Origin of the sequence: Dickeya chrysanthemi NCPPB 402 (genome assembly GCF_000406105.1) — a bacterium.
GTDB classification, from domain to species: domain Bacteria; phylum Pseudomonadota; class Gammaproteobacteria; order Enterobacterales; family Enterobacteriaceae; genus Dickeya; species Dickeya chrysanthemi.
Genome location: NZ_CM001974.1, coordinates 3,427,092 through 3,449,276, shown reverse-complemented (window position 1 = coordinate 3,449,276; position 22,185 = coordinate 3,427,092). Strand labels below are relative to the sequence as shown.

Below are 22,185 nucleotides of genomic sequence, written 5' to 3'. Positions count from 1 at the left end.
ATAACTCAACTGCTGCGGTATTGATGAGCTATCAGGTTCTTGCCCGTAAATGGCGTCCCCAAATCTTTGCTGATGTGGTCGGTCAGGAACATGTCCTGACGGCGTTAGCCAATGGTCTTTCGTTAGGCCGCATCCATCATGCCTATCTGTTTTCCGGTACTCGGGGCGTAGGTAAGACGACGATCGCCCGTTTGCTGGCAAAAGGGCTGAATTGCGAAACGGGAGTGACGGCGACGCCTTGCGGCCAGTGCGACACTTGCCGGGAAATCGAGCAAGGGCGCTTTGTCGATCTGATCGAGATTGACGCCGCATCCCGTACTAAAGTGGAAGATACCCGCGATCTGCTGGATAACGTGCAATACGCGCCGGCCCGCGGCCGCTTTAAGGTCTACCTGATCGACGAAGTACACATGCTCTCCCGCCACAGTTTCAACGCGTTGTTGAAAACGCTGGAAGAGCCGCCGCCGCACGTAAAATTCCTGCTGGCGACTACGGATCCGCAAAAACTGCCGGTGACTATTCTGTCCCGTTGCTTGCAATTTCATCTCAAGGCGCTTGATGCCGAGCAGATTCGCCAGCATTTGCAGCAGGTGCTGGAGCAGGAACAGTTGGTTGCGGAACCGCGTGCGCTGCAATTGCTGGCTCGCGCCGCCGACGGAAGCCTGCGTGATGCGCTGAGCCTGACCGATCAGGCGATTGCCATGGGGCAAGGGCAGGTCACTGCCGCCGCCGTTAGTCAGATGCTGGGCACACTGGACGATGAACAGCCGCTGGCGTTGATCGAAGCACTGGTGAAAGGCGACGGTGCCGGCGTAATGGCGCTGATGGGGCAGGCAGCGGCGCGCGGTGTTGATTGGGAAGCGTTGTTGGTGGAAACCCTGACGCTGTTGCACCGAATTGCCATGTTGCAGTTATTGCCTTCCGCTTTGGGAGACGAATACCAGCAGGTTGCTCCACGGTTGCGCGAGCTGGCGCGGGTGATCCCGCCTGCTGAGGTACAACTCTATTATCAAACGTTGTTGGTAGGGCGTAAGGAACTGCCTTACGCGCCGGATCGCCGTATGGGTGTGGAAATGGCATTGTTACGGGCGCTGGCGTTTCATCCCAGCCAGACGATTGCCGAGCCGGTTCCGGTCAGTGCGCCATTGACTGCGTCTGCGACGGGTACGCCGTTAGCCGCTGAATCGGCGCGTGCGCCGTCATCTGCCCGGACCGCCAGTGCGATGCCTGCCGTATTACCCGGCGACGAACCCGTGGTCAACCGTGCGCCGGCAACAGGCAGTGAGCCACCTGCGCCGCCAGTCCCGGAAAACAATTTGCCGGATGCAACCGCACAGTTGTTGCAGGCGCGTAGCCAGTTGTTGAACCGGCAGGGGAATACCCCCACAAAAAAGGCTGAACCGGCGGCGTCAGGAAAAACGCGGCCGGTAAACTCGGCGCTGGAGCGGTTGGCTTCGGTGAGCGAGCGTGGTCAGCAGCAAATGGCGGCGAAAGCCGTGGCGCAGGAAGAGCAGAAAAAGCAGGAAGCGTATCGCTGGCGAGCGCAGAAGAAAGCCGAGCCGGTGGAAACGGCGCCGGTAACCACGCCTAAGGCGCTGCGTTCGGCGCTGGAATATGAAAAAACGCCGGAGCTGGCGGCGCGACTGGCGGTTGAAGCCATGGATCGCGATGCCTGGGCGGCGGAAATCAATCGCCTGACGTTGCCGAAACTGGTACAGCAATTGGCGCTTAATGCATTTAAAGAGATGCCGGAGGAGGGCGTGATTCATTTGCATCTGCGTTCTTCCCAGCGTCATCTGAATTCGACGGCAGCGCAAAAAACGTTGTCGGAGGCGTTGTCGGCGCATTATGGCCGTACGGTTAGCCTGACGATTATTGAAGACGACGCTTCAGCAGTGCGTACGCCGTTGGAGTGGCGTCAGGCCATTTATGAAGAGAAGCTGGCGCAGGCGCGTCAGTCCATCATGGCGGATAGTAATATTCAAACGCTGCGGCGTTTCTTTGACGCGGAACTGGACGAAGAGAGTATCCGCCCCGTTTAACCCCGCTGCCGATTGGCAGCCCGAAAGTGGTAGAGAGAACGATATGTTTGGTAAAGGCGGTTTAGGCAATCTGATGAAGCAGGCGCAGCAGATGCAGGAAAAAATGCAGAAAGCGCAGGAAGAGATGGCCACTCTGGAAGTGACCGGGGAATCTGGCGCCGGGCTGGTGAAGGTGACCATCAATGGCGCTCACAACTGTCGTCGTGTTGAAATTGACCCGAGCCTGATGGAAGACGACAAAGAGATGCTGGAAGACCTGATTGCAGCAGCCTTCAATGATGCCGCTCGTCGTATCGCTGAAGTCCAGCAGGAAAAAATGGCGTCGGTTTCCAGCGGTATTCCGCTGCCGCCCGGTTTTAAGATGCCGTTCTGATGCAAACCAGCCCGCTTCTTGAATCGCTGATGGAGGCACTGCGCTGTTTGCCCGGCGTGGGGCCGAAATCGGCGCAACGTATGGCATTTCATCTGCTGCAGCGCGATCGCAGCGGCGGTATGCGTCTGGCGCAGGCGCTGACGCGTGCCATGTCCGAGATCGGTCATTGTGCCGACTGCCGGACGTTTACCGAGCAGGAGGTTTGCAGTATTTGCGCAAACCCACGCCGTCAACAGAACGGTCAGATTTGCGTGGTGGAAAGCCCGGCGGATATCCACGCCATCGAGCAGACCGGGCAGTTTGCCGGCCGCTATTTTGTGTTGATGGGGCATCTGTCGCCGCTGGATGGCATCGGTCCCGGCGATATCGGGTTGGATCGGCTGGAAGAACGTCTGGCGACGGAAACCATCAGTGAAGTGATTCTGGCCACCAACCCGACGGTGGAAGGCGATGCAACGGCGAACTACATCGCCGAGCTGTGTGCCGAACACGGAGTCATGGCCAGCCGTATCGCTCACGGCGTGCCGGTGGGCGGTGAGCTGGAAATGGTGGACGGCACTACGCTGTCTCACTCGCTGGCCGGGCGTCATCCTATTCGGTTCTGATTTTTACCATCGTCAATCTCTACGGCCGTCAATCGGCGGCCTGTATTCTTATTACTGATATTTCGAACGCTTTCAGTATCGCCAATTGCAAATTCCCCCTTGAAACCTTGACGGTTAGTCCCCATCTGTTGCTCATCCTCCGTTGAATCAGACTGAATAAATACGTATTGAGGGAAGTAATAATGAGTATGAAAGGCCAAGAGACCCGTGGCTTCCAGTCAGAAGTGAAGCAACTGCTGCACCTGATGATTCATTCGCTGTATTCCAATAAAGAAGTGTTCCTGCGTGAATTGATCTCCAACGCGTCCGATGCTGCGGATAAACTGCGTTTCCGCGCGCTGTCGGCGCCGGAACTGTATGAAGGCGATGGTGAATTGCGGGTTCGCGTATCGATCGATAAGGAAAAGCGCACGCTCACGATTATCGATAACGGTATCGGTATGAGCCGCGATGACGTTGTCGACAATTTGGGTACGATCGCCAAATCCGGCACCAAGGCGTTTCTGGAATCTCTCGGTTCTGATCAGGCGAAAGACAGCCAGTTGATCGGCCAGTTCGGGGTGGGTTTCTACTCCGCGTTTATCGTTGCTGATAAGGTGACGGTGAAAACTCGTGTGGCGGGGGCTGACGCTGAGCAGGGCGTGTTCTGGGAGTCTGCCGGCGAAGGCGAATACACCATCGCCGATATTGCTAAACCAGAGCGCGGTACGGAAATCACCCTGCACCTGCGTGAAGGCGAAGATGAGTTTCTCGACAACTGGCGGGTACGCTCAGTCATCAGCAAGTATTCCGATCACATCGCACTGCCGGTGGAAATTGAATCCCGCACGGAAAGTGAGGAAGAGGGCGGTGAAGAGACGGTCGCCTGGGAGAAAATCAACAAGGCCCAGGCGTTGTGGACGCGTAGCAAATCAGAAATTAGCGATGACGAGTACAACGAGTTCTATAAGCACATCGCCCATGACTTTACCGAGCCGTTGAGCTGGAGCCATAACCGGGTGGAAGGGAAACAGGAATACACCAGCCTGTTATATATTCCCGCCACCGCTCCCTGGGATATGTGGAACCGTGACCATAAACACGGTCTGAAACTGTATGTACAGCGCGTGTTCATTATGGACGACGCTGAGCAGTTCATGCCGACTTATCTGCGTTTTGTGCGTGGCTTGATCGATTCAAACGACCTGCCGCTCAACGTATCCCGCGAAATTTTGCAGGATAACCGCGTGACGCAGAGCCTGCGCACCGCGTTGACCAAGCGCGTACTGCAAATGCTGGAAAAACTGGCTAAAGACGACAGCGAAAAATACCAGACATTCTGGAGTCAGTTCGGTCTGGTGTTGAAAGAAGGCCCGGCGGAAGACAGCAGCAATCGCGAAACCATCGCCAAACTGTTGCGCTTTGCCTCCACACACGCTGACAGCGATGCACAAACCGTGTCGCTGGATGACTACATCAGCCGTATGGTGGAAGGTCAGGATAAGATCTACTACATCACCGCCGACAGCTACGCCGCCGCCAGGAACAGCCCGCATCTGGAACTGTTCCGCAAGAAAGGCATTGAAGTCTTGCTGCTCTCCGATCGTATCGACGAGTGGATGATGAGCTACCTGACCGAGTTTGACGGTAAGTCCTTCCAGTCGGTCAGCAAGGCGGATGAATCGCTGGATAAACTGGCGGATGACGCCAACGAGTCGCAGAAAGAAGCGGAGAAGGCGCTGGAGCCGTTTGTCGAGCGTGTTAAGACGCTGTTGGGCGAGCGCGTGAAAGAGGTGCGCTTGACCCACCGCCTGACCGATACTCCGGCAATCGTGACCACGGATGCCAACGACATGAGCACCCAGATGGCGAAGCTGTTCGCCGCTGCCGGCCAACAGGCGCCGGAAGTGAAGTACATCTTTGAGCTGAATCCGGAACATGCGCTGGTGAAGCGTGCCGCCGATACGCAGGATGAAACGCAATTCGGCGAATGGGTGGAGTTGCTGCTGGAGCAGGCGTTGTTTGCCGAACGCGGTACGCTGGAGGATCCTAACCAGTTTATCCGTCGTATGAACCAACTGCTGACCGCCTGACGTATTTTGCGGTAATGACAAATTTTGCGGTAATGACAAACGCCCCGGTTTTTCGGGGCGTTTTTCTTTCTTGTTACTCTGCATGTTGAGACGATTTCCCGTCTGATGTTTCGTCGTCTACACTCTCAGAACTGGCTGAAAAGTCATGCGCCATCACGAATTTCAGTTTTGCCGCGCCCGCTGAAGCGAGCCCGTTCCTTGAGGAAGCGCCTCCGGAATGGTATGGTTTAGCGTTTTTCAAATTTTTTTTAAAAAAACTACATAGCAAGGGGAATTACGCGATGCGTATTATTCTGCTGGGCGCTCCGGGCGCAGGCAAAGGTACTCAGGCTCAGTTCATCATGGAGAAGTATGGCATTCCGCAGATTTCCACCGGCGATATGCTGCGTGCGGCGGTAAAAGCCGGTAGCGAACTGGGCAAGCAGGCAAAAGAAATCATGGATGCGGGTAAACTGGTGACAGACGAACTGGTGATTGCCCTGGTTAAAGAGCGCATCGCACAGGATGACTGCCGCAACGGTTTCTTGCTGGATGGTTTCCCGCGTACCATTCCTCAGGCTGACGCGATGAAAGACGCCGGTATTACTGTCGATCACGTCATTGAGTTTGACGTTCCCGATGAGCTGATCGTTGAACGTATCATCGGCCGTCGCGTACATGCGGCTTCCGGTCGTGTATACCACGTGACGTTCAATCCGCCCAAAGTGGAAGGGAAAGACGACGTGACCGGTGATGATCTGACTATCCGTAAAGATGATCAGGAAGACACCGTACGCAAACGTCTGGTGGAATACCATCAGCAGACTGCGCCGCTGGTCAATTACTATCAGCAGGAAGCGGCGGCTAACCACACCCGTTACCACAAGATTGACGGTACTCGTCCGGTCAATGAGGTCAGCAGCGAGCTGGCGCGTATCCTCGGCTAATCCCGTTTTTCGCAGGCGTCACCTCGCAGGTGGCGCTTCTTACCGTATCCTCCCGCTGTTTTCCCGCCGTTATATCGTTCCCGACAATTGCTGATATCGTCTTTAACCACGCTGCCTGGCGGTTTTTCATCGCGATGTTTCCGCTACAATGCTATTCCGTTCCTGTCTAAACGATGATGCCGAAGCGGCAGTAAAGGAAAACGTTGATGAAAAAAGAAAAACGCGGTGTGTTGATGGTGAACCTGGGCACGCCGGATGCACCGACGCCGCAAGCCGTGAAACGTTATCTGGCCGAATTCCTGCATGACCGGCGTGTAGTTGATTTGACCCGGTTACTCTGGTGCCCATTGCTGCATGGCATTATTTTGCCGACCCGTTCGCCGCGGGTAGCGAAACTTTATCAATCGGTGTGGATGGCGGAAGGTTCACCATTGCTGGTTTACAGCCGCCGACAGCAACAGGCACTGGCAGCGAGCCTGCCGGCTATCCCGGTGGAACTGGGTATGAGCTACGGTTCGCCGAGTTTGCAGTCCGCACTGGACGCGCTGTTGGCACAGGGCGTTACCGCGGTGACGGTATTGCCGATGTACCCGCAGTATTCCTGTTCCACCACCGCGGCGGTGTGGGATGGCCTGGCGAAATTGCTGAGTCATCGGCGTCAGGTGCCGGGTATTCGTTTTATCCGTGATTATGCCGAGCATCCAGCGTATATCGCCGCGTTGAAGCACAGCGTCGAACAGTCATTTGCGCAGCATGGCGTGCCGGATAAGCTGGTGATTTCATTCCACGGTATTCCGCAGCGCTACGCCGATGAAGGTGATGATTATCCCGAACGCTGCGCCGCGACGGCAAAGGCGTTGACTGCCGCGCTTGGCTTGCCGCCGGAACAGGTGATGATGACCTTCCAGTCCCGTTTTGGTCGTGAGGCCTGGCTGACGCCTTATACCGATGAAACGATGCAGGCGTTGCCGAAACAAGGCGTTAAGCGAATTCAGGTGATTTGCCCGGGTTTCGCGGCTGATTGCCTGGAAACGCTCGAAGAGATCAAAGAGCAGAACCGGGAGCTTTTTCTGCATGCCGGCGGTGAGTCGTTTCAGTATATCCCCGCGCTGAACGACGATCCGATGCATATCGCATTGCTGACGCAACTGGTGAATGCGCAGGGATAAATCAACGTCCGCGTGTGGTATCAGGCGCCGACGGGCGCCTGACGGAGGGCGTGATTAGATAGAACAGGCTCTTTCGGTAACGATCTCGTCGACGTTTAACATTGCTATCATGGTTTCTGCAATTTCCCGCTCGCCCATGACGACGTGGTCGGCACCATGCTCGGTGATATAGCTCACTTCATCGTCATAATGCGCCCGTGCGATGATTTTCAGATCCGGTCGCCGGGCTCTTGCCGCGGCGACGATTTCCCCGGCTTCGTAGCCGTTGGGTATGGTCAGCAGCAGCCAACTGGCGCAATCGAGGCGGGCAATATCCATGATATCGGGCCGGGTCGCGTTGCCCAGTACGGTTTTAATGCCTTGTTCCCGTAGCGTATCGACGCGAGCGCGCGAAGTTTCAATCACTACCATCGGGACACCGGCCTGATGCAGTTGGGCACCGATCAGACTGCCTACGCGCCCGTAGCCGACCAATAGCGCATGGTTGCACAGGTCGATAGGGATCTGCTTTTCTTCTTCGATCGCTTCTTCAACGATTTGTTCTTCAATGGTTTCATGCCTGGCGAGATAGCGTTCCAGCAACGTAAACAGCAGCGGGTTGAGCATGATCGACAAAATTGCGCCGGCCAGCACCAGATTGCGGCCATTTTCCGACAGCATACCGAGTGAAATGCCCAGGCCCGCCAAAATAAAGGCGAACTCGCCAATCTGCGCCAGACTGGCGGAAATGGTCAGCGCGGTACGTCGGGAATGGCCAAACAGATGTACCAGCAAAAAGGCGGCCATCGATTTACCCACCACGATAATCAGCAAGGTCGCCAGTACGGCCAGCGGTTCTCGCATCAAAATCATTGGGTCGAACAGCATCCCGACGGAAACGAAAAACAACACGGCGAATGCATCGCGCAGCGGTAGCGTATCGTGTGCGGCGCGCTGGCTGAGCTCTGATTCGTTCAAAACCATACCGGCGAAAAATGCGCCTAGTGCAAACGAAACATCAAACAGTTTAACCGCCCCAAAGGCGATGCCGAGCGCCATCGCCAATACCGCCAGCGTAAATAACTCTCTTGAGCCGGTACTGGCGCTTTTCGCCAATACCCACGGCACCACGCGACGGCCGACTACCACCATCAGGGTGATGAACGCCACCACTTTACCCAGCGTAATCGCCAGATCTTGTAACAATTTACCGGTATCGGCGGTGTCGGTTTTCAACATGTCGGCAAAAGCCGGAAGCAGTACCAGCGTCAGCACCATCGCCAGGTCTTCAACAATCAGCCAGCCAATGGCGATTTGTCCGCGCTGGCTGTCAATCAACTGACGTTCTTCCAGCGCGCGTAGCAACACGACCGTACTGGCGGTGGACAGACACAAACCAAATACTAATCCCTCAGACAGGCTCCAGCCCAGCAGTGATGACAATCCCGTTCCCAGCAGCGTTGCCATGACGATTTGCGCCACCGCGCCGGGAATGGCGATGGATTTTACCGCCATCAAATCCCGCAGTGAGAAATGCAACCCAACGCCAAACATCAGCAAAATGACGCCCAGCTCGGCAATTTCAGGCGCCAGTCGGGTATCGGCGACAAAACCGGGCGTAAAAGGCCCGACCATCACGCCGGCTACCAGGTATCCGACTAATGGCGAAATACGCAGCCGGTTTGCCAGCATACCCAGCAAAAAAGCCAATACCAGACCGACGGCCATCGTGGAGATTAAGGGGGTGGTATTATCATGCATTCCGACTCCTTTGCCATGGGTAACGAGAATGAGCGGATATTCCTGAGCCGTCAGTAGGTTATGGCCCCTGAATGCTTATGTGCTCTGCCGACCCAAACCGTTCCCTGGCCGTATATCGGTGGCGTGATTCAACGAATGATCGCAGAAAACCGTCAGGAAGATGGGCAGAGTGAGATACAAATGATGTTTTTCATCTATTTAAATAGTGTAACACATATTTTCAGTTGAATTATTGCTTTTATCGTTGATCTATAGGGTTAATTCAATCTCTGTTTTTAGAGATATCTTCCAATTCGCCCGCCACGGTATGACTACAACGGCTTATTAGATGATGGGGAATCAGCACGATAGCGGCGCTGCGATGTCATGGCGAGAAATGTCTCAGGTTCGGTATGACGTCAACTATCCTGTTCCGATTTGTGTTAATTTGTGCGCCTGTTCGCTGGTTTAATGTAACAATTCTATAAGAGATTTTTATTACGGGGAGTGGTTATGCATTTTTCTGTCAAAAATCTGGCATGCCTGATAACAGTAACACTGGCGTTATCGTCGCCCGCTGCGCTGGCATGGGAAAAAGACAAGACTTACAACATCACGATTCTGCACACGAATGATCATCACGGCCATTTCTGGCACAACGATTACGGCGAGTATGGTCTGGCAGCACAAAAGACGCTGGTAGATCAAATTCGTCAGGATGTTGTCGGTAAGGGCGGCAGTGTACTGCTGTTGTCGGGCGGGGATATCAATACCGGGGTGCCGGAATCAGACTTGCAGGATGCAGAACCGGACTTCCGCGGTATGAATCTGGTGGGGTATGACGCGATGGCCGTCGGCAATCATGAATTCGATAACCCGCTTACGGTATTGCGTCAGCAGGAAAAGTGGGCGCACTTCCCGCTGCTTTCCGCCAACATTTACCAGAAAAGCACCAAAAAACGGTTGTTCAAGCCTTACGCGCTGTTTGACCGTCAGGGAATCAAGATTGCCGTGATCGGTTTAACCACCGACGACACGGCTAAAATCGGCAATCCGGAGTATTTCCACGATATCGAGTTCCGCAAGCCGGCCGACGAGGCGAAAAAGGTGGTGGAGCAACTACGTAAAAAAGAGAAGCCGGATGTGATTATCGCTGCTACCCATATGGGGCATTACGATAACGGCGATCACGGCTCCAACGCGCCAGGCGATGTAGAAATGGCGCGCAGCCTGCCTGCGGGATATCTCGATATGATCGTTGGCGGTCATTCGCAGGACCCGGTATGCATGGCCGGCGAGAATAAAAAACAGGTGAATTATGTTCCCGGCACCCCTTGCGCGCCGGATCGCCAGAACGGCACCTGGATTGTGCAGGCGCATGAGTGGGGTAAATATGTCGGCCGCGCCGATTTTACTTTCCGCAATGGCGAGCTGAAGCTGGCGCATTACCAACTGATTCCAGTCAACCTGAAGAAGAAGGTTGAGAAAGCCGACGGCACCAGCGAGCGCGTGTACTACACCCAGGAAATCAGCCAGAATCCGGACATGATGAAGCTGCTGACGCCATTCCAGGAAAAAGGCAAGGCACAGCTGGATGTCAAAGTGGGCAGCGTCAACGGGCGGCTGGAGGGCGACCGTAATAAGGTTCGTTTCGTGCAAACCAACCTGTCGAGAGTATTGCTGTCTGCTCAACTGGAGCGTGCTAAAGCGGATTTTGCGGTCATGAGCGGTGGCGGCGTGCGGGATTCGATCGAGTCCGGTGATATTACCTATAAGACGTTACTTAAGGTGCAACCGTTCGGCAATACGCTGGTATATGCCGATCTGAAAGGCAGTGAAGTAGAGAAATATCTGGCGGTCGTCGCCAACAAGAAGGTCGATTCCGGCGGTTATGCTCAGTTCCTGAATGTGAGTCTGGAAGCAGACGGCACTGGCGTGAAGAACGTGAAGATCAACGGCGAGCCGTTGCAGGCGGATAAAGTCTATCGGATGTCTACGCTGAGTTTTAACGCCACCGGCGGCGACGGCTATCCGAAACTGAGTGACCTGCCGAGTTACGTCAATACCGGTTTTGTGGATGCGGAAGTGCTGCGTCAGTATGTCGAGAAGCACTCTCCATTGCAGGCGGCAGACTATGAACCGAAAGGTGAGATTGTTTATAAGTAATTATTATCTATACCCAAAATAATTCGAGTTGCAGGAAGGCGGCGACGTAGTGAATCCCCGGGAGCTTACTCGAGTAAGTGACCGGGGTGAATGAGGAAGCCAACGCACCAACAACGTGAAGTATGACGGGTATATACTCTAAATAATTAATATGTATAGCGGTTTCTATTCAATATTGGCGAATAGAAACCGCGATTCAGCGCGATCAATACGCTCCCCTGCCATTGCCTTTCCCATAGGTTCATCGTTCTTACTCGTCCGGAAAATAGCGTTGTTGTTGCTGTTGTATTAGCACATAAAATGTGGAATGCATCATGACGCTTATTTGTATTGTTATTGTCGTTATTATGGCGGGTGGCGAGGGGCGGGAAGAGTATGTTTATTCATGTCTGGATAAAAGATACGACTGTTTTTTATTGTGATTATTAGCAGTGATGTTTTTAATGTTATTTAAAATCATTTCATTGAGTTTGATTTATTCTTCGGGATGTCATCAGGGCTAAATAACTCTACTTTTTATGATTTTATTCAAAAGATGATGTTTATGAAGGCGTTTAAATCAGGTGATAGGTTTTCCTGATTAATCAGAAGAAAAAGGCTGGCCTATATTGATATCGAATAGTCTGTTGAACACTATCTTTTGCAAATCAGTGATATCGGTATCATTTTTATTATGTTTCGGGAGGGTGTTATCCTAATGATATGATATTGTTAAATTCAGTGTGTCGAATAGTACGTTTTCTCTTCACAGTACTGGGTTTTATTTACCTATGTAAGTGGGAAACCTACAAGGAGTAAACCGGATTTATTAATGAATAAGCTTTTTTGTGATGATAAAACATATAAACAAGACTTATGTTTTATGCTATTAAAAGATGATGAGATCCTGTTTTTATTCAAAAAGTGTCATAAGCGGTGGGTGTAGTACAGAAAAGCTTAATAGCATAACTTAATAAAAGGTGTTCAACGAATGAAAATATCCCTCGCCAGGAAGCTTTGGTTTCCACTGATTATTAGTTTGTTATGTCTGGCCGGCACACTGTTTTATGGTTCAGTGAAAATTAAACAAGATCAATTATCACTAAGAGAAATGGAGTTAATGCATGTGACTCAGTTAGCATTGGGGATTGTCAAAACCAATGCCGAGTTAGCCAGTACCGGTGCGATTTCTTTAGCAGAGGCGCAACAACGCGCCATGAAAGGAATAAAGGATTTACGTTATGGTGACTCAGGGTACTTCACCATCATTAATTCCCAGCCTCGAGTTTTAATGCATCCTATTAATGAAAAGCTTATTGGTCAGGGTGAGGATTTTAAAGACGCGAACGGCGTCTTCCTTTTCCGAGAAATGGTGACAGTAACAAGAAACAACCAATCTGGTTATACTGCTTACGCTTTTCCTCGCCCCGGCTCCAGCGTCGCGCAGCCTAAAGTGGCATATAATTCACCTTACGCTCCCTGGGACTGGATAATTACTACGGGTCTCTATGTTGATGATATTAATGAGGCGTTTATCTATTCGTTATATCAGAATGGTATTGCTTTTGTATTAATTAGCATGGCGTTATTATTTTTTGCTTATTATATCAATCGCGGTATTTTGCGCGTCCTGGGTGGTGAACCTACTTACGCAGCAGAAGTGGTTGCACGCATAGCGGCAGGTAATTTATCTCATCCTGTTACTACCTTATCTGGTGACAATATCAGCCTGCTCCACGAGATGAGTCGGATGCGGGAACAGCTAATTACGGTTATCGAAGATATTCGTGCCGGCGCTGAAGTGATCAATGCCAGTACTGGCGAAATTATTGCCGGTAATATGGAATTGTCATCACACACGGAACGACAGGCCACATCTCTTGAGAAAACGTCCGCAAGTATGGAGGAAATTACCTCCACGGTTAAACAGAATGCTGAAAATACAGAGCAGGCTCGCCAACTGGCGCATTCCGCACTGGAGATAGCCGCCCGGGGAGGCGCGGTGATGCGGGAAGTGAACGATACGATGAACGGTATTTCTGAAAGCTCCGGCAAGATCGCTAACATCACTGAGGTGGTGAATAACATTGCATTTCAGACCAATATCCTTGCCCTGAATGCGGCGGTCGAAGCGGCACGTGCCGGTGAACAAGGCCGTGGCTTTGCGGTCGTCGCGGGAGAGGTTCGGAGTCTGGCGTTGCGCAGCTCACAAGCGGCGGGAGAAATAAAGAGCCTGATAGAAGAGTCGGTGGCTCGCGTTAATAGTGGATCAGAGAAGATAAAAATGGCCGACAGCAGCATCAAAGATTTGCTCGATGCGGTACAACACGTTGCCGATATTGTGTCCGAGATTGCTACGGCAACCAGTGAGCAGGGTAAAGGCATCAGTTATATCAATGAGTCAATTGTTCAAATTGATTCGATCACCCAGCAGAATACGGCTCTGGCGAAACGGGCCGTCGCTGCAGTAAATGAACTGGAATTACAGGCCCAACGATTGAAAGCATCGGTGGCGTATTTTAATACCGATGGCGCAGGCTATCGCCATGATGTATTGGCGATTGGTCGCACTATATCGTGATACACCCGTCATACTTCACGTTGCTGGTGCGTTGGCTTTCTTACTCGGCCCATCCATGGGCCTCGCTCTACAGTCCCCTGGCCGCTGCTGGCAGCGGCCAGGGTAGAAATACGTCATTGGCCGCTGTTTTGTTGTTCAACCTCACTGAGCCGCATTTTACGCCGTTGTGCAATTTTCCAATTATCTCTCGCTAAAAAATGGCATATCTCCAAAACCTTGTTTCGCAAGCTAAATCGTGATCGCTACAGCCGTTTTAGGATAAAGGTAGTGATACATTGTCGATAAATGAAACATTGTTTTACTTATGGGGTGATTATGCATAAAGGAATAGCGTTCTCGTTGTTGGCGTCCTGCGCACTGGCTGGCATGAGCGCACAATCGGCTGAAAAAGTGGCGTTTCCCGATCGCGTTTGCGACGTAACCCGTTATGGTGCAGAGGGGCATCGCCTGCAAATTGCACTGAATACCTCTTCCTTTCAAAAGGCGATTGATGAATGTGCGGCTGCCGGTGGCGGCACCGTGCTGGTGCCGGCGGGAAACTATCTGGTAGAACCGTTATTTCTGAAAAGCAACGTCCGACTGCATCTGGAAAAACATGCCACGCTGGTAGCTTCGACCGGAGAAAGCGCTTACCGTGCAACTGACAGTACTCGCTATGCGCAAGCGGAAAACGGCTGGCTGCCGTTTATCAGCATCGCTGATGCGCAGAACGTTGCGATTACCGGCGAAGGCACCATTGATGGACAAGGTGCGGTATGGTGGGAACGCTGGCGCGAGGCGATCCGCGCTACCGGCAAGAAAGGCGGAACAGACCGCCCGCGGTTAATCTATATTACTCGTTCCAGCCAGGTATTGATTGACGGCGTGACCTTGACCAACTCTCCCAGCTTCCATGTGGTGATGCGCTATGCCCGTGATGTGACGGTAAACGGTACGAGTATTATTGCCCCATGGCATGCGCCAAACACCGATGCTATCGATCCTATCGACAGCCAGAACATCCGGATTACCAACAACGTGATTGATTGCAATGATGACCATATTGCCATCAAAGCGGAAAAACCGGACAGCCGTTTCCCGGATGGCGTGGTAGACAATGTTTATATTGCCAACAATGTATTAAAGCAGGGGCGTGGTATTTCTATCGGCAGTGAGACCTCCGGCGGCGTCAATAATGTACTGGTGGAAAACAACCGCTTTGAAGGTTCCATGTATGGTATTCGCATTAAATCGTTGCGCGGCAAGGGCGGCGAGGTGAAGAACGTGACCTATCGCCATACCCGGATGGTGAATGTGGAAGTACCGCTGGTGTTCTCCGGCTACTACCAGGCTGCGCCGATTGTACAAACCGAAGTCGACAAATTACTGCAGGCGGGCGGCTTTACGCTGGGCGAGCAGATTTATCCGCCGGATACCGAGCCGGCTCAGCCGTTCGACAAGGTGAAAACACCGCATTTCAGTAACATCACTATCGTCGATTTGGAGTCAACGGGGCGCAGCAAAGCGGCCGGGTACATTATTGGCGTACCGGAAGCGCCGTTGAGCGGTTTCCATTTTGAGCAGGTACGGATCGAGTCGGAAAAAGGGCTGCGGGTACGCAACGCCGAGCTGGTCACCCAGGGACTGACCCTCAATGCCAAACAAGGGGAGGCGCTGTTGTTGGATAAAGGAGCGAACGTCACCCGCTAATTTCGCCGCGAGCGCATTCCCCGCGGAACGACGTTTATGAAGCGGTGGCAGAGGGCAACACTGGCCGTGGAACCCTCTGTCGCCGTCTTCGTTTTTAGCGTCAATCATGTTTGGCGATATCGGCAAACTGCGCTTTTAACACCCGAGCCAAGTCGGTTGCTGCCAGTTCGATGTCTAATCCCCGTTTGCCGCCGGAGACAAAGATCGTACGGAATTGTTGTGCTCCGTCGTCGATCACGGTGGGCAGCAGTTTTTTCTGCCCCAGCGGACTAATACCGCCCACCAGATAGCCGGTTACCCGTTGGGCGATTTGCGGATCCGCCATATCCGCTTTTTTGGCGGCCAGCGCCTTGGCGACTTTTTTTAGGTCCAACTGACCGGCGACGGGAGTCACCGCTACCGCCAACTGTCTGGCATCGCCGTTGAGCGATACCAACAGGGTTTTGTAGACCTGTTGTTTATCCAGACCCAACTTGCGGGCGGCTTCTTCGCCGAAATTGGTTTCATCGGCATCGTGGTGGTAGCTGTGAAGCGTGAAGGTGATTTTTTGCTTCTCAAGCAGTTTTACTGCGGGCGTCATGATGTACTGTCCTTGCTTTAAAAAGTCGCCGCGTGGGCTTGTAACAAGTCAGGCAGGTTATTTTCACCGTATAAGTGCAGTGCGCCGACCGATACGACGTAATTTCCCTGCGGCAGTGCGGCTAATTGTTGTTGCCAGCGCTGATTCCGATGATTCATCAGCATTTCCGTTATCTCGTTGCTGAATGTGGGAGGGACATTGTCCGCCCAAGTCGGTTTGTGGTTTATCCACCAACTGACCATGGTTTGTAATAAGCGGGCGTTGGTGTGCCAGTGGTATAGCGTGTCCTCCAGCAACGGTAGGCCTCCCTGTGGTAATTGCAGCAATAGATCGACCTGTGTTTGCTGACCCTCCAGTTCGATAATATCCACCCCTTTGTTCCGGGCCGCGTTAATCAACTGGTAATCAATGCCATAATCCGGTCGCAGGCCCAGCATCACCGCCTGACGCGCCTGCAACATCAGCGCGGCCTGCCAGGCCGGCACCCGGTCGATGCTGTCGTAGCTAAAAGATAATTCACGGCATATCTGCTGCAAGCGCCGCAACGTGTCGGCATCCAGACGCTCTGCCAACGGCGGTTCAGCGCCTATCAGGTCGAACGGCGAATCGTTGCCGGAAATATCCGCTTCTACGATCAGTGCTGTTGCTTTTTCAAGCCGTGCCAGTAATTCAGGCGGCAGGGGAAACATGTCCACCGTGCCCATATGAATACTACCCACCAAATGGAACTGGCGTTGGTTGACAAGCTCGACATCCAGCGCCGGGTAACGGTAACTCGCAGGCGAGAGAAAGCCGAGGAACGTCGCAATTTGGCGTATCAGCCGTTTCATATCGACATCTCCGGTAATGATGTATCCACGCGTAGATTTCTATACCGCCAGGTTGTCTATGCTAAACGGTTCGGTCGGCAAGTTGTATCGCTAATTCGCATACGTAGCGGGATGATGTCTGGGAAGGTAAAGCGGTGCGATAGGCCAGCCAAAACTATCGCACCGTTGCTTGTTGCTGCGCTCAACCCTGCCTGATGGGGGCGTCGGACGGCGTGAAACGTAACAGTCGATTGGCGTTACTCACCACGGTGATGGATGACAGCGCCATGGCCGCTCCCGCCACGACCGGGCTCAGCAGGGTGCCCGTCCATGGATAGAGTATTCCGGCCGCAAGAGGAATACCGAGCGTGTTATAGATAAAAGCGCCCAGAAGATTCTGCTTCATATTGCCTAACGTGGCGCGGGACAGCGCCAACGCGTCGGCGACGCCGTGCAGGCTATGGCGCATCAACGTCATGGCGGCGGTTTCCACCGCGATATCGCTGCCGCTACCCATGGCGATCCCGACATCGGCTTGCGCCAGTGCCGGAGCATCGTTGATACCGTCGCCGATCATAGCGACCCGTTTTCCCTGTGATTGCAGATGGCGAATCGCCTCTGCTTTGCCGTCCGGCAGTACACCGGCGATGACTTGATCGATGCCGGCTTCACGGGCGATGGCCTGTGCTGTCCCGGCATTATCGCCAGTCAGCATCACCAATTGGTAGCCCTGACGATGTAACCGTTGCAGTGCGCTAACGCTGTCCTGACGCAAGGTGTCCTGTATGGAAAACAGTGCCGCGACCTGGCCGTTTGCCGCCAGCAACACCGGGGTGAAGCCTCGTGCTGATTGCTTTTCCAGCCAATAATGCGGTGAGTTTTCACCATGAGCCAGTGGGATCTGATATTGGTCCAGCAAGGCCGGGTTGCCAAGCAGTAGCGAAGTCCCTTCCACCTGGCCGCTAATGCCGAGGCCGGGCAAGGTACGAAACTGCGCCACGGTGCTCAGTGTGATTCCGTCGGCTCGCTGCACAATGGCCTGCGCCAGCGGGTGGTTGGCCCCTTGCTCCAGAGATGCCGCCCAATTCAGCGCTTGTGATTCGCTGACATCGCCAAAGGTGTGGATCGCTACCACGCGCGGTTTGCCTTCCGTCAGCGTGCCGGTTTTATCGAACACCAGCACGTCAAGCTGGCTGGCCTGCTGCAAGGCATCGGCATCACGTACCAATACGCCCAGTTCGGCGGCCCGACCGACGCCGGAGATAATCGACATCGGCGTCGCCAGCCCCAGTGCGCAAGGGCAGGCGATAATCAATACCGTGGTAACAATAACCAGTGTGTAGACGATATGAGGCGCGGGCCCAAACAGGTACCAGATGGCGCCGCTCAATAACGCGATGGCGACGACAACCGGTACGAAGACGGCGGAAATGCGGTCAGCCAATTGGCCTATCGCGGGTTTGCTGCTCTGAGCCTGACGTACCAGATGAATAATACGCGCCAGCGTCGTCTGGTTGCCGATCGCGTCAGCCCGGAATGTTGCGCTGCCGTCTTGCACCTGCGTTCCGGCGTGCACCTTATCACCTGTCGCCTTTTGTTGTGGAATCGGCTCGCCGGTGAGCATGGCCTCATCAATCCACAATTCACCTTGTTCAAGCGTACCGTCCACCGGAATACGGTCGCCGGTGGTCAGGCGCAACGTCATACCGGTGTGTACCTCGGCCAGTGGGATAACACGGTCGCCCTGCAGCGTGACCTGCCGTGCCGTCGGCGGCGTCAAATCCAGCAAGCGCTCCAGCGCCTGCGAAGATCGCTGACGGGCGCGTTGTTCCAACGCATGGCCGAGATTGATCAAACCGATAATCATGGCGCTGGCTTCGTAATAAAGATGACGCGCTTCCATTGGAAACCCACTCGGCCATAGGTTGACCGTAATGGAGTAAATCCAGGCTGCGCCAGTACCGAGCGCCACCAACGTATCCATGGTTGCGCTGCCGTTCATCAGGCTGCGCCAGGCATTGCGATAAAAATGCCCGCCGGCGGCCATCATCACCGCCAGCGTCAGCACGCCAACCAGTAGCCAGCCGGTACGATTGTGATCGGTAAGCATCATGTTATCGCCGATCATACCCCACACCATCAGCGGGATACCGAGCGCCAGCCCTAATGCCGCCTGCCAGCGAAAACGCCGGATAGCCTGACGCGATGTCTGTTCTTGCCGGGCGCGTCGTTCCGCTTCATCGATAATGATTTCCGCCCCGTAGCCTGCATTCCGTACCGCCTCGATCAGCGCCTGATGCGGCATGCTACCGCTGACCAGCGCGCTGCGTTCGGCCAGATTGACGTGTGCCTGCGTCACGCCGGGAACGCGTTGCAGCGCCTGTTGTACCCGGCTGACGCAACTGGCGCAGCTCATTCCGTCGAGCAACAACTGAACACTGTCATTGCCCTCGATGCTATCGACGATGTGGTTATTATTGACCACGGTGTCATTATCGACCACGGTGTCATTATCGGCGGTATTGTGATTTGGCGCCGCGTCGGCAAACGCGGCGTTAATGGGCAAGGTATTTGCCGGAACCTGGTTGAAAGCCGCTGACAGCCTGTCCGGCGAGGAGGCGTGGGGTGTCAGCGGCTCAGATTTTGGGGAGGACAGCTCCTGCGTTTGTGTGGCGTGAAAACCGGCCTGCTCGACGGCAGCCACTAACGCATGTGGATCGGCATCGCCATAGATCGACGCCTGTTGCAGAGTGACATCGACTCCCGCTACGCCCGGTACTGTTTCCAGTGCTTTACGGGTTGATGCAACGCAATGCTGGCAATTGAGGCCGGAGAGTTGCAGCGTGATATTGGGTTCGGTTGCGGGGCTGGCTTCGTAACCGGCGGCTTCAATTGTCGCTACCCATGTTTGGCTGTCAGCTTCACCGGTAATTTTCGCGTATTTCAGCGAGACTTCGGCCTGTTCTACATCCGCCCGGGATTCCAGGGCTTTTTTTACCCTGCCGACGCAGTGTTGGCAGGATAATCCCTGCAATGAAAGCAGTATGGTTTGCGACATAATAATATTCCTCAGTGATCACAGCCGAATATCAAAGACATTGACCGCAAGCGTGATTTTGATTAGTTCTAAGCACTACCTGAAGCGTAAACCTTCCAGCAAGGGAAGGGTCAAGGGGGAATCATGAATATCAGCGATGTGGCGAAAAAAACCGGGCTGACCAGCAAGACGATCCGTTTCTATGAAGAAAAAGGGCTGATGACGGCGCCACTACGATGTGAAAATGGTTACCGCAGTTACGATCTCCACCATATCGAAGAACTGACGCTGCTGCGCCAGGCGCGTCAGGTGGGGTTCACGCTGGAAGAATGCCGAGAACTCGTGACGCTGTTCAATGACCCGATGCGGCACAGCGCCGACGTGAAGGCGCGTACGCTACAGAAGGTGGATGATATTGAACGGCAGATAGAAGAGCTCAAAGCAATGCGTCAGCGCTTGCTGGCGCTGGCGGAGTCTTGCCCCGGCGACAACAGCGCCGAATGCCCGATCATTACTCAGTTGGCCGGCTGTTGCCACACGGGCATCCGGCAAGCGTAGCAACAAGCAGCCATTATTCTGGCTGTAACGCGGATAACGGCGGTGATGCCGCCATATCACCATCGCCGCCATATCAACGGGGATCAACGGGGCAGATTTTGAACGCCATCAAGCATCAACGCGTGGTCTTACCCGCAGCGTGATGCCTTCCACTGCTATGACTTCCACCACGGTTCCGGCAGGGAGATCCTGTTCCGCCTGCACGCGCCAACTGCTGTCGCCGATGTTGACACGGCCGAGACCGTTTATCAGCGGCTCGGTTAATGTCGTATGCAGGCCAATCAATTGTTGCCCGCGTTGATTGAGCATCGGTGTCGGCTGCTTGTCGAGGCGACGGCGCAGCCACTGCCACCACAATAATGCAGCGACTACCGTCAGCACGGCAAAGGCGATGCATTGCCAGGCCCAGTCCAGCGGCAACAACCAGGCGAGTATGCCGGTGAACAGCGCGGCGATACCGCTCCACAACAGATAGCCGCCGGCACCCAACATTTCTGCTGCTAACAGCAGGCCGCCGAGCGATAGCCAAAACCAGTGGGCGTTTTCCCATACCAGCGCCATCATGACTATTTTCTCCGGTCTGCCTGGCTCTCTTTGATAAGCTCACTGATGCCGCTAATGGTGCCCATCAGGTTGCTGGCGTCCAGCGGCATCATGATGACTTTGCTGTTGCTGGCCGCTCCGATGGTTTGCAGCGCATCGGTATATTTCTGGGCGACGAAGTAGTTGATCGCCTGAATATTGCCGGCGGCAATCGCTTCCGACACCATTTGGGTGGCGCGGGCTTCCGCTTCGGCTGCGCGTTCGCGCGCTTCGGCTTCGAGGAAGGCCGATTGCCGCTCCCCTTCTGCTTTGAGAATTTGCGCCTGTTTTTCCCCTTCAGCTTTCAGGATCGCGGCCTGCCTGACCCCTTCCGCTTCCAGAATATCAGCGCGTTTGGTTCGTTCCGCCTTCATCTGAGCATTCATTGACGCGATCAGTTCGGCGGGCGGGCGCACGTCGCGGATTTCGATACGGGTGACTTTGATGCCCCAGGGGTTGGTGGCTTCATCCACGATATGCAGCAACCGGGTGTTGATACTGTCGCGTTGAGACAGCATTTCATCCAGTTCCATCGAGCCGAGTACCGTACGAATGTTGGTCATGGTCAGGTTGATGATGGCCAGTTCCAGATTGCTGACTTCATAAGCCGCACGGGAGGCGTCTACCACCTGAATAAAGCAGACGGCGTCGATAGTAACGTTAGCGTTGTCCTTGGAGATGATTTCCTGCGAGGGAATATCAAGTACCTGCTCCATCATGTTGATTTTACGGCCGATACGGTCCATAAACGGCACCATCAGATTCAGGCCGGGCATCAGGGTGCGGGTGTAGCGGCCGAAACGTTCGACTGTCCACTGGTAGCCCTGCGGCACGATTTTGATGCCGGACCAGACAATCACCAGCGCAACGACGATCAGAACCGGGATAAATGTCAGCATGTGCTCTGCTCTCCATGATTTTTTCTTGCGGAAAGTGTAACGCAGGAGAGCGTCACTGGCGTAGTAAAGTTGCGGGCGGACAAGGGATTATGCGAGCCGGCACGGAAAGCCTGCTGCAATGATACGGGCGTCGGTTACATATCGAGTTCGATGTCATCCAGCGGCATACAGCAGCAAGGCAGGATTTCGCCCCGTTGCAGACAGGCCAGCGGCGTTTCCCGGTAGGCGACCTTGCCTTTAGTGAGCCGTAAACGGCAAGCGCCGCAATAACCGGAGCGACACTGATACTCAACCGGCACCCGCTGGGATTCCAGCGCTTCCAGCAGGGAGGTGTGTTCGTCAGAGCAAAGCAACTGCGCCCCTGAGAGGCGCAGTGTGATGGTGGGCGTCGTCATCGTG

The 22,185-nt window shown here is 54.1% G+C and carries 17 protein-coding genes and 1 other annotated feature; of the genes, 10 read left to right on the top strand and 7 right to left on the bottom strand.

Translation table 11 applies throughout. The features are described from left to right. The first annotated feature begins 23 nt into the window (after nt 1-23). The 6 genes from dnaX (at nt 24) to hemH (ending at nt 7,187) form a co-directional block, all read left to right on the top strand. Entirely contained in the window at nt 24-2,042 is a 2,019-nt protein-coding gene (gene dnaX, locus DCH402_RS15110; protein WP_040002020.1) for a DNA polymerase III subunit gamma/tau, read from the top strand. Next, nucleotides 1,369-1,433: a sequence feature (DnaX frameshifting element), on the top strand. It overlaps the preceding gene by 65 nt. A 43-nt stretch (nt 2,043-2,085) precedes the next feature. Continuing rightward, complete coding sequence (locus DCH402_RS15105; RefSeq protein ID WP_012770712.1) at nt 2,086-2,415, top strand: YbaB/EbfC family nucleoid-associated protein; 330 nt, start codon at nt 2,086-2,088, stop codon at nt 2,413-2,415. After that, nucleotides 2,415-3,020: a recombination mediator RecR gene (gene recR, locus DCH402_RS15100; protein ID WP_040002019.1), complete on the top strand. Its 606-nt coding sequence runs from the start codon at nt 2,415-2,417 to the stop codon at nt 3,018-3,020. Before DCH402_RS15105 ends, recR begins: the two co-directional genes overlap by 1 nt. 188 nt (nt 3,021-3,208) lie before the next feature. Further along, complete coding sequence (gene htpG / locus DCH402_RS15095) at nt 3,209-5,092, top strand: molecular chaperone HtpG (RefSeq protein WP_162531372.1); 1,884 nt, start codon at nt 3,209-3,211, stop codon at nt 5,090-5,092. Nucleotides 5,093-5,373: 281 nt separating this feature from the next. Beyond that, nucleotides 5,374-6,018, top strand: coding sequence for an adenylate kinase (gene adk / locus DCH402_RS15090; protein ID WP_027712805.1), 645 nt, complete (start codon nt 5,374-5,376; stop codon nt 6,016-6,018). 206 nt (nt 6,019-6,224) lie between these two features. Then, entirely contained in the window at nt 6,225-7,187 is a 963-nt protein-coding gene (hemH, locus tag DCH402_RS15085; protein WP_040002016.1) for a ferrochelatase, read from the top strand. A gap of 54 nt (nt 7,188-7,241) precedes the next feature. Here hemH and ybaL read toward each other — a convergent pair whose 3' ends face one another. Further along, nucleotides 7,242-8,927, bottom strand: coding sequence for a YbaL family putative K(+) efflux transporter (gene ybaL / locus DCH402_RS15080; protein WP_040002015.1), 1,686 nt, complete (start codon nt 8,925-8,927; stop codon nt 7,242-7,244). A 492-nt stretch (nt 8,928-9,419) separates the two neighbouring features. Here ybaL and ushA point away from each other — a divergent pair, with 492 nt between their 5' ends. From ushA to DCH402_RS15065, 3 genes are all read left to right on the top strand, one after another. Continuing rightward, nucleotides 9,420-11,072, top strand: a complete 1,653-nt coding sequence (ushA, locus tag DCH402_RS15075) for a bifunctional UDP-sugar hydrolase/5'-nucleotidase UshA (RefSeq protein WP_040002014.1) — start codon at nt 9,420-9,422, stop codon at nt 11,070-11,072. A 970-nt stretch (nt 11,073-12,042) separates the two neighbouring features. Next, a complete protein-coding gene (locus DCH402_RS15070) occupies nt 12,043-13,632 on the top strand; it encodes a methyl-accepting chemotaxis protein (protein WP_040002013.1) in 1,590 nt (529 codons plus the stop codon). Between the two features lie 315 nt (nt 13,633-13,947). After that, entirely contained in the window at nt 13,948-15,321 is a 1,374-nt protein-coding gene (locus DCH402_RS15065; RefSeq protein ID WP_040003635.1) for a glycoside hydrolase family 28 protein, read from the top strand. A gap of 100 nt (nt 15,322-15,421) precedes the next feature. Here DCH402_RS15065 and ybaK read toward each other — a convergent pair whose 3' ends face one another. The 3 genes from ybaK to copA all read right to left on the bottom strand — a co-directional run bounded on the left by ybaK (nt 15,422) and on the right by copA (nt 19,768). Further along, a complete protein-coding gene (gene ybaK / locus DCH402_RS15060) occupies nt 15,422-15,901 on the bottom strand; it encodes a Cys-tRNA(Pro)/Cys-tRNA(Cys) deacylase YbaK (RefSeq protein ID WP_040002012.1) in 480 nt (159 codons plus the stop codon). 17 nt (nt 15,902-15,918) lie between these two features. Continuing rightward, nucleotides 15,919-16,731 carry a TraB/GumN family protein gene (locus DCH402_RS15055; protein ID WP_040002011.1) on the bottom strand — a complete coding sequence of 271 codons (813 nt, stop codon included), beginning with the start codon at nt 16,729-16,731 and terminating at the stop codon, nt 15,919-15,921. A 181-nt stretch (nt 16,732-16,912) separates the two neighbouring features. Further along, complete coding sequence (gene copA, locus DCH402_RS15050) at nt 16,913-19,768, bottom strand: copper-exporting P-type ATPase CopA (RefSeq protein WP_040002010.1); 2,856 nt, start codon at nt 19,766-19,768, stop codon at nt 16,913-16,915. Nucleotides 19,769-19,891: 123 nt separating this feature from the next. Here copA and cueR point away from each other — a divergent pair, with 123 nt between their 5' ends. Beyond that, on the top strand, nt 19,892-20,305 hold the full coding sequence (gene cueR, locus DCH402_RS15045) for a Cu(I)-responsive transcriptional regulator (RefSeq protein ID WP_040002009.1): 414 nt from the start codon (nt 19,892-19,894) through the stop codon (nt 20,303-20,305). A 108-nt stretch (nt 20,306-20,413) separates the two neighbouring features. On the opposite strand, the gene DCH402_RS15040 is transcribed toward cueR, so the two are convergent. The 3 genes from DCH402_RS15040 to yfaE all read right to left on the bottom strand — a co-directional run bounded on the left by DCH402_RS15040 (nt 20,414) and on the right by yfaE (nt 22,181). Next, a complete protein-coding gene (locus tag DCH402_RS15040) occupies nt 20,414-20,869 on the bottom strand; it encodes an NfeD family protein (protein WP_040002008.1) in 456 nt (151 codons plus the stop codon). 2 nt (nt 20,870-20,871) lie between these two features. Beyond that, on the bottom strand, nt 20,872-21,786 hold the full coding sequence (locus DCH402_RS15035; RefSeq protein ID WP_040002007.1) for an SPFH domain-containing protein: 915 nt from the start codon (nt 21,784-21,786) through the stop codon (nt 20,872-20,874). A gap of 134 nt (nt 21,787-21,920) precedes the next feature. After that, nucleotides 21,921-22,181 (bottom strand): class I ribonucleotide reductase maintenance protein YfaE, encoded by a 261-nt coding sequence (gene yfaE, locus DCH402_RS15030; RefSeq protein ID WP_012770697.1) that lies wholly within the window; start codon nt 22,179-22,181, stop codon nt 21,921-21,923. Nucleotides 22,182-22,185 lie beyond the last annotated feature (4 nt).

Coding starts and splice junctions, on each gene's coding strand:
- dnaX (WP_040002020.1), top strand. CDS start 24: ATGAGCTATCAGGTTCTTGCCCGTAAATGGCGTCCCCAAATCTTTGCT.
- DCH402_RS15105 (WP_012770712.1), top strand. CDS start 2,086: ATGTTTGGTAAAGGCGGTTTAGGCAATCTGATGAAGCAGGCGCAGCAG.
- recR (WP_040002019.1), top strand. CDS start 2,415: ATGCAAACCAGCCCGCTTCTTGAATCGCTGATGGAGGCACTGCGCTGT.
- htpG (WP_162531372.1), top strand. CDS start 3,209: ATGAAAGGCCAAGAGACCCGTGGCTTCCAGTCAGAAGTGAAGCAACTG.
- adk (WP_027712805.1), top strand. CDS start 5,374: ATGCGTATTATTCTGCTGGGCGCTCCGGGCGCAGGCAAAGGTACTCAG.
- hemH (WP_040002016.1), top strand. CDS start 6,225: ATGAAAAAAGAAAAACGCGGTGTGTTGATGGTGAACCTGGGCACGCCG.
- ybaL (WP_040002015.1), bottom strand. CDS start 8,927: ATGCATGATAATACCACCCCCTTAATCTCCACGATGGCCGTCGGTCTG.
- ushA (WP_040002014.1), top strand. CDS start 9,420: ATGCATTTTTCTGTCAAAAATCTGGCATGCCTGATAACAGTAACACTG.
- DCH402_RS15070 (WP_040002013.1), top strand. CDS start 12,043: ATGAAAATATCCCTCGCCAGGAAGCTTTGGTTTCCACTGATTATTAGT.
- DCH402_RS15065 (WP_040003635.1), top strand. CDS start 13,948: ATGCATAAAGGAATAGCGTTCTCGTTGTTGGCGTCCTGCGCACTGGCT.
- ybaK (WP_040002012.1), bottom strand. CDS start 15,901: ATGACGCCCGCAGTAAAACTGCTTGAGAAGCAAAAAATCACCTTCACG.
- DCH402_RS15055 (WP_040002011.1), bottom strand. CDS start 16,731: ATGAAACGGCTGATACGCCAAATTGCGACGTTCCTCGGCTTTCTCTCG.
- copA (WP_040002010.1), bottom strand. CDS start 19,768: ATGTCGCAAACCATACTGCTTTCATTGCAGGGATTATCCTGCCAACAC.
- cueR (WP_040002009.1), top strand. CDS start 19,892: ATGAATATCAGCGATGTGGCGAAAAAAACCGGGCTGACCAGCAAGACG.
- DCH402_RS15040 (WP_040002008.1), bottom strand. CDS start 20,869: ATGATGGCGCTGGTATGGGAAAACGCCCACTGGTTTTGGCTATCGCTC.
- DCH402_RS15035 (WP_040002007.1), bottom strand. CDS start 21,786: ATGCTGACATTTATCCCGGTTCTGATCGTCGTTGCGCTGGTGATTGTC.
- yfaE (WP_012770697.1), bottom strand. CDS start 22,181: ATGACGACGCCCACCATCACACTGCGCCTCTCAGGGGCGCAGTTGCTT.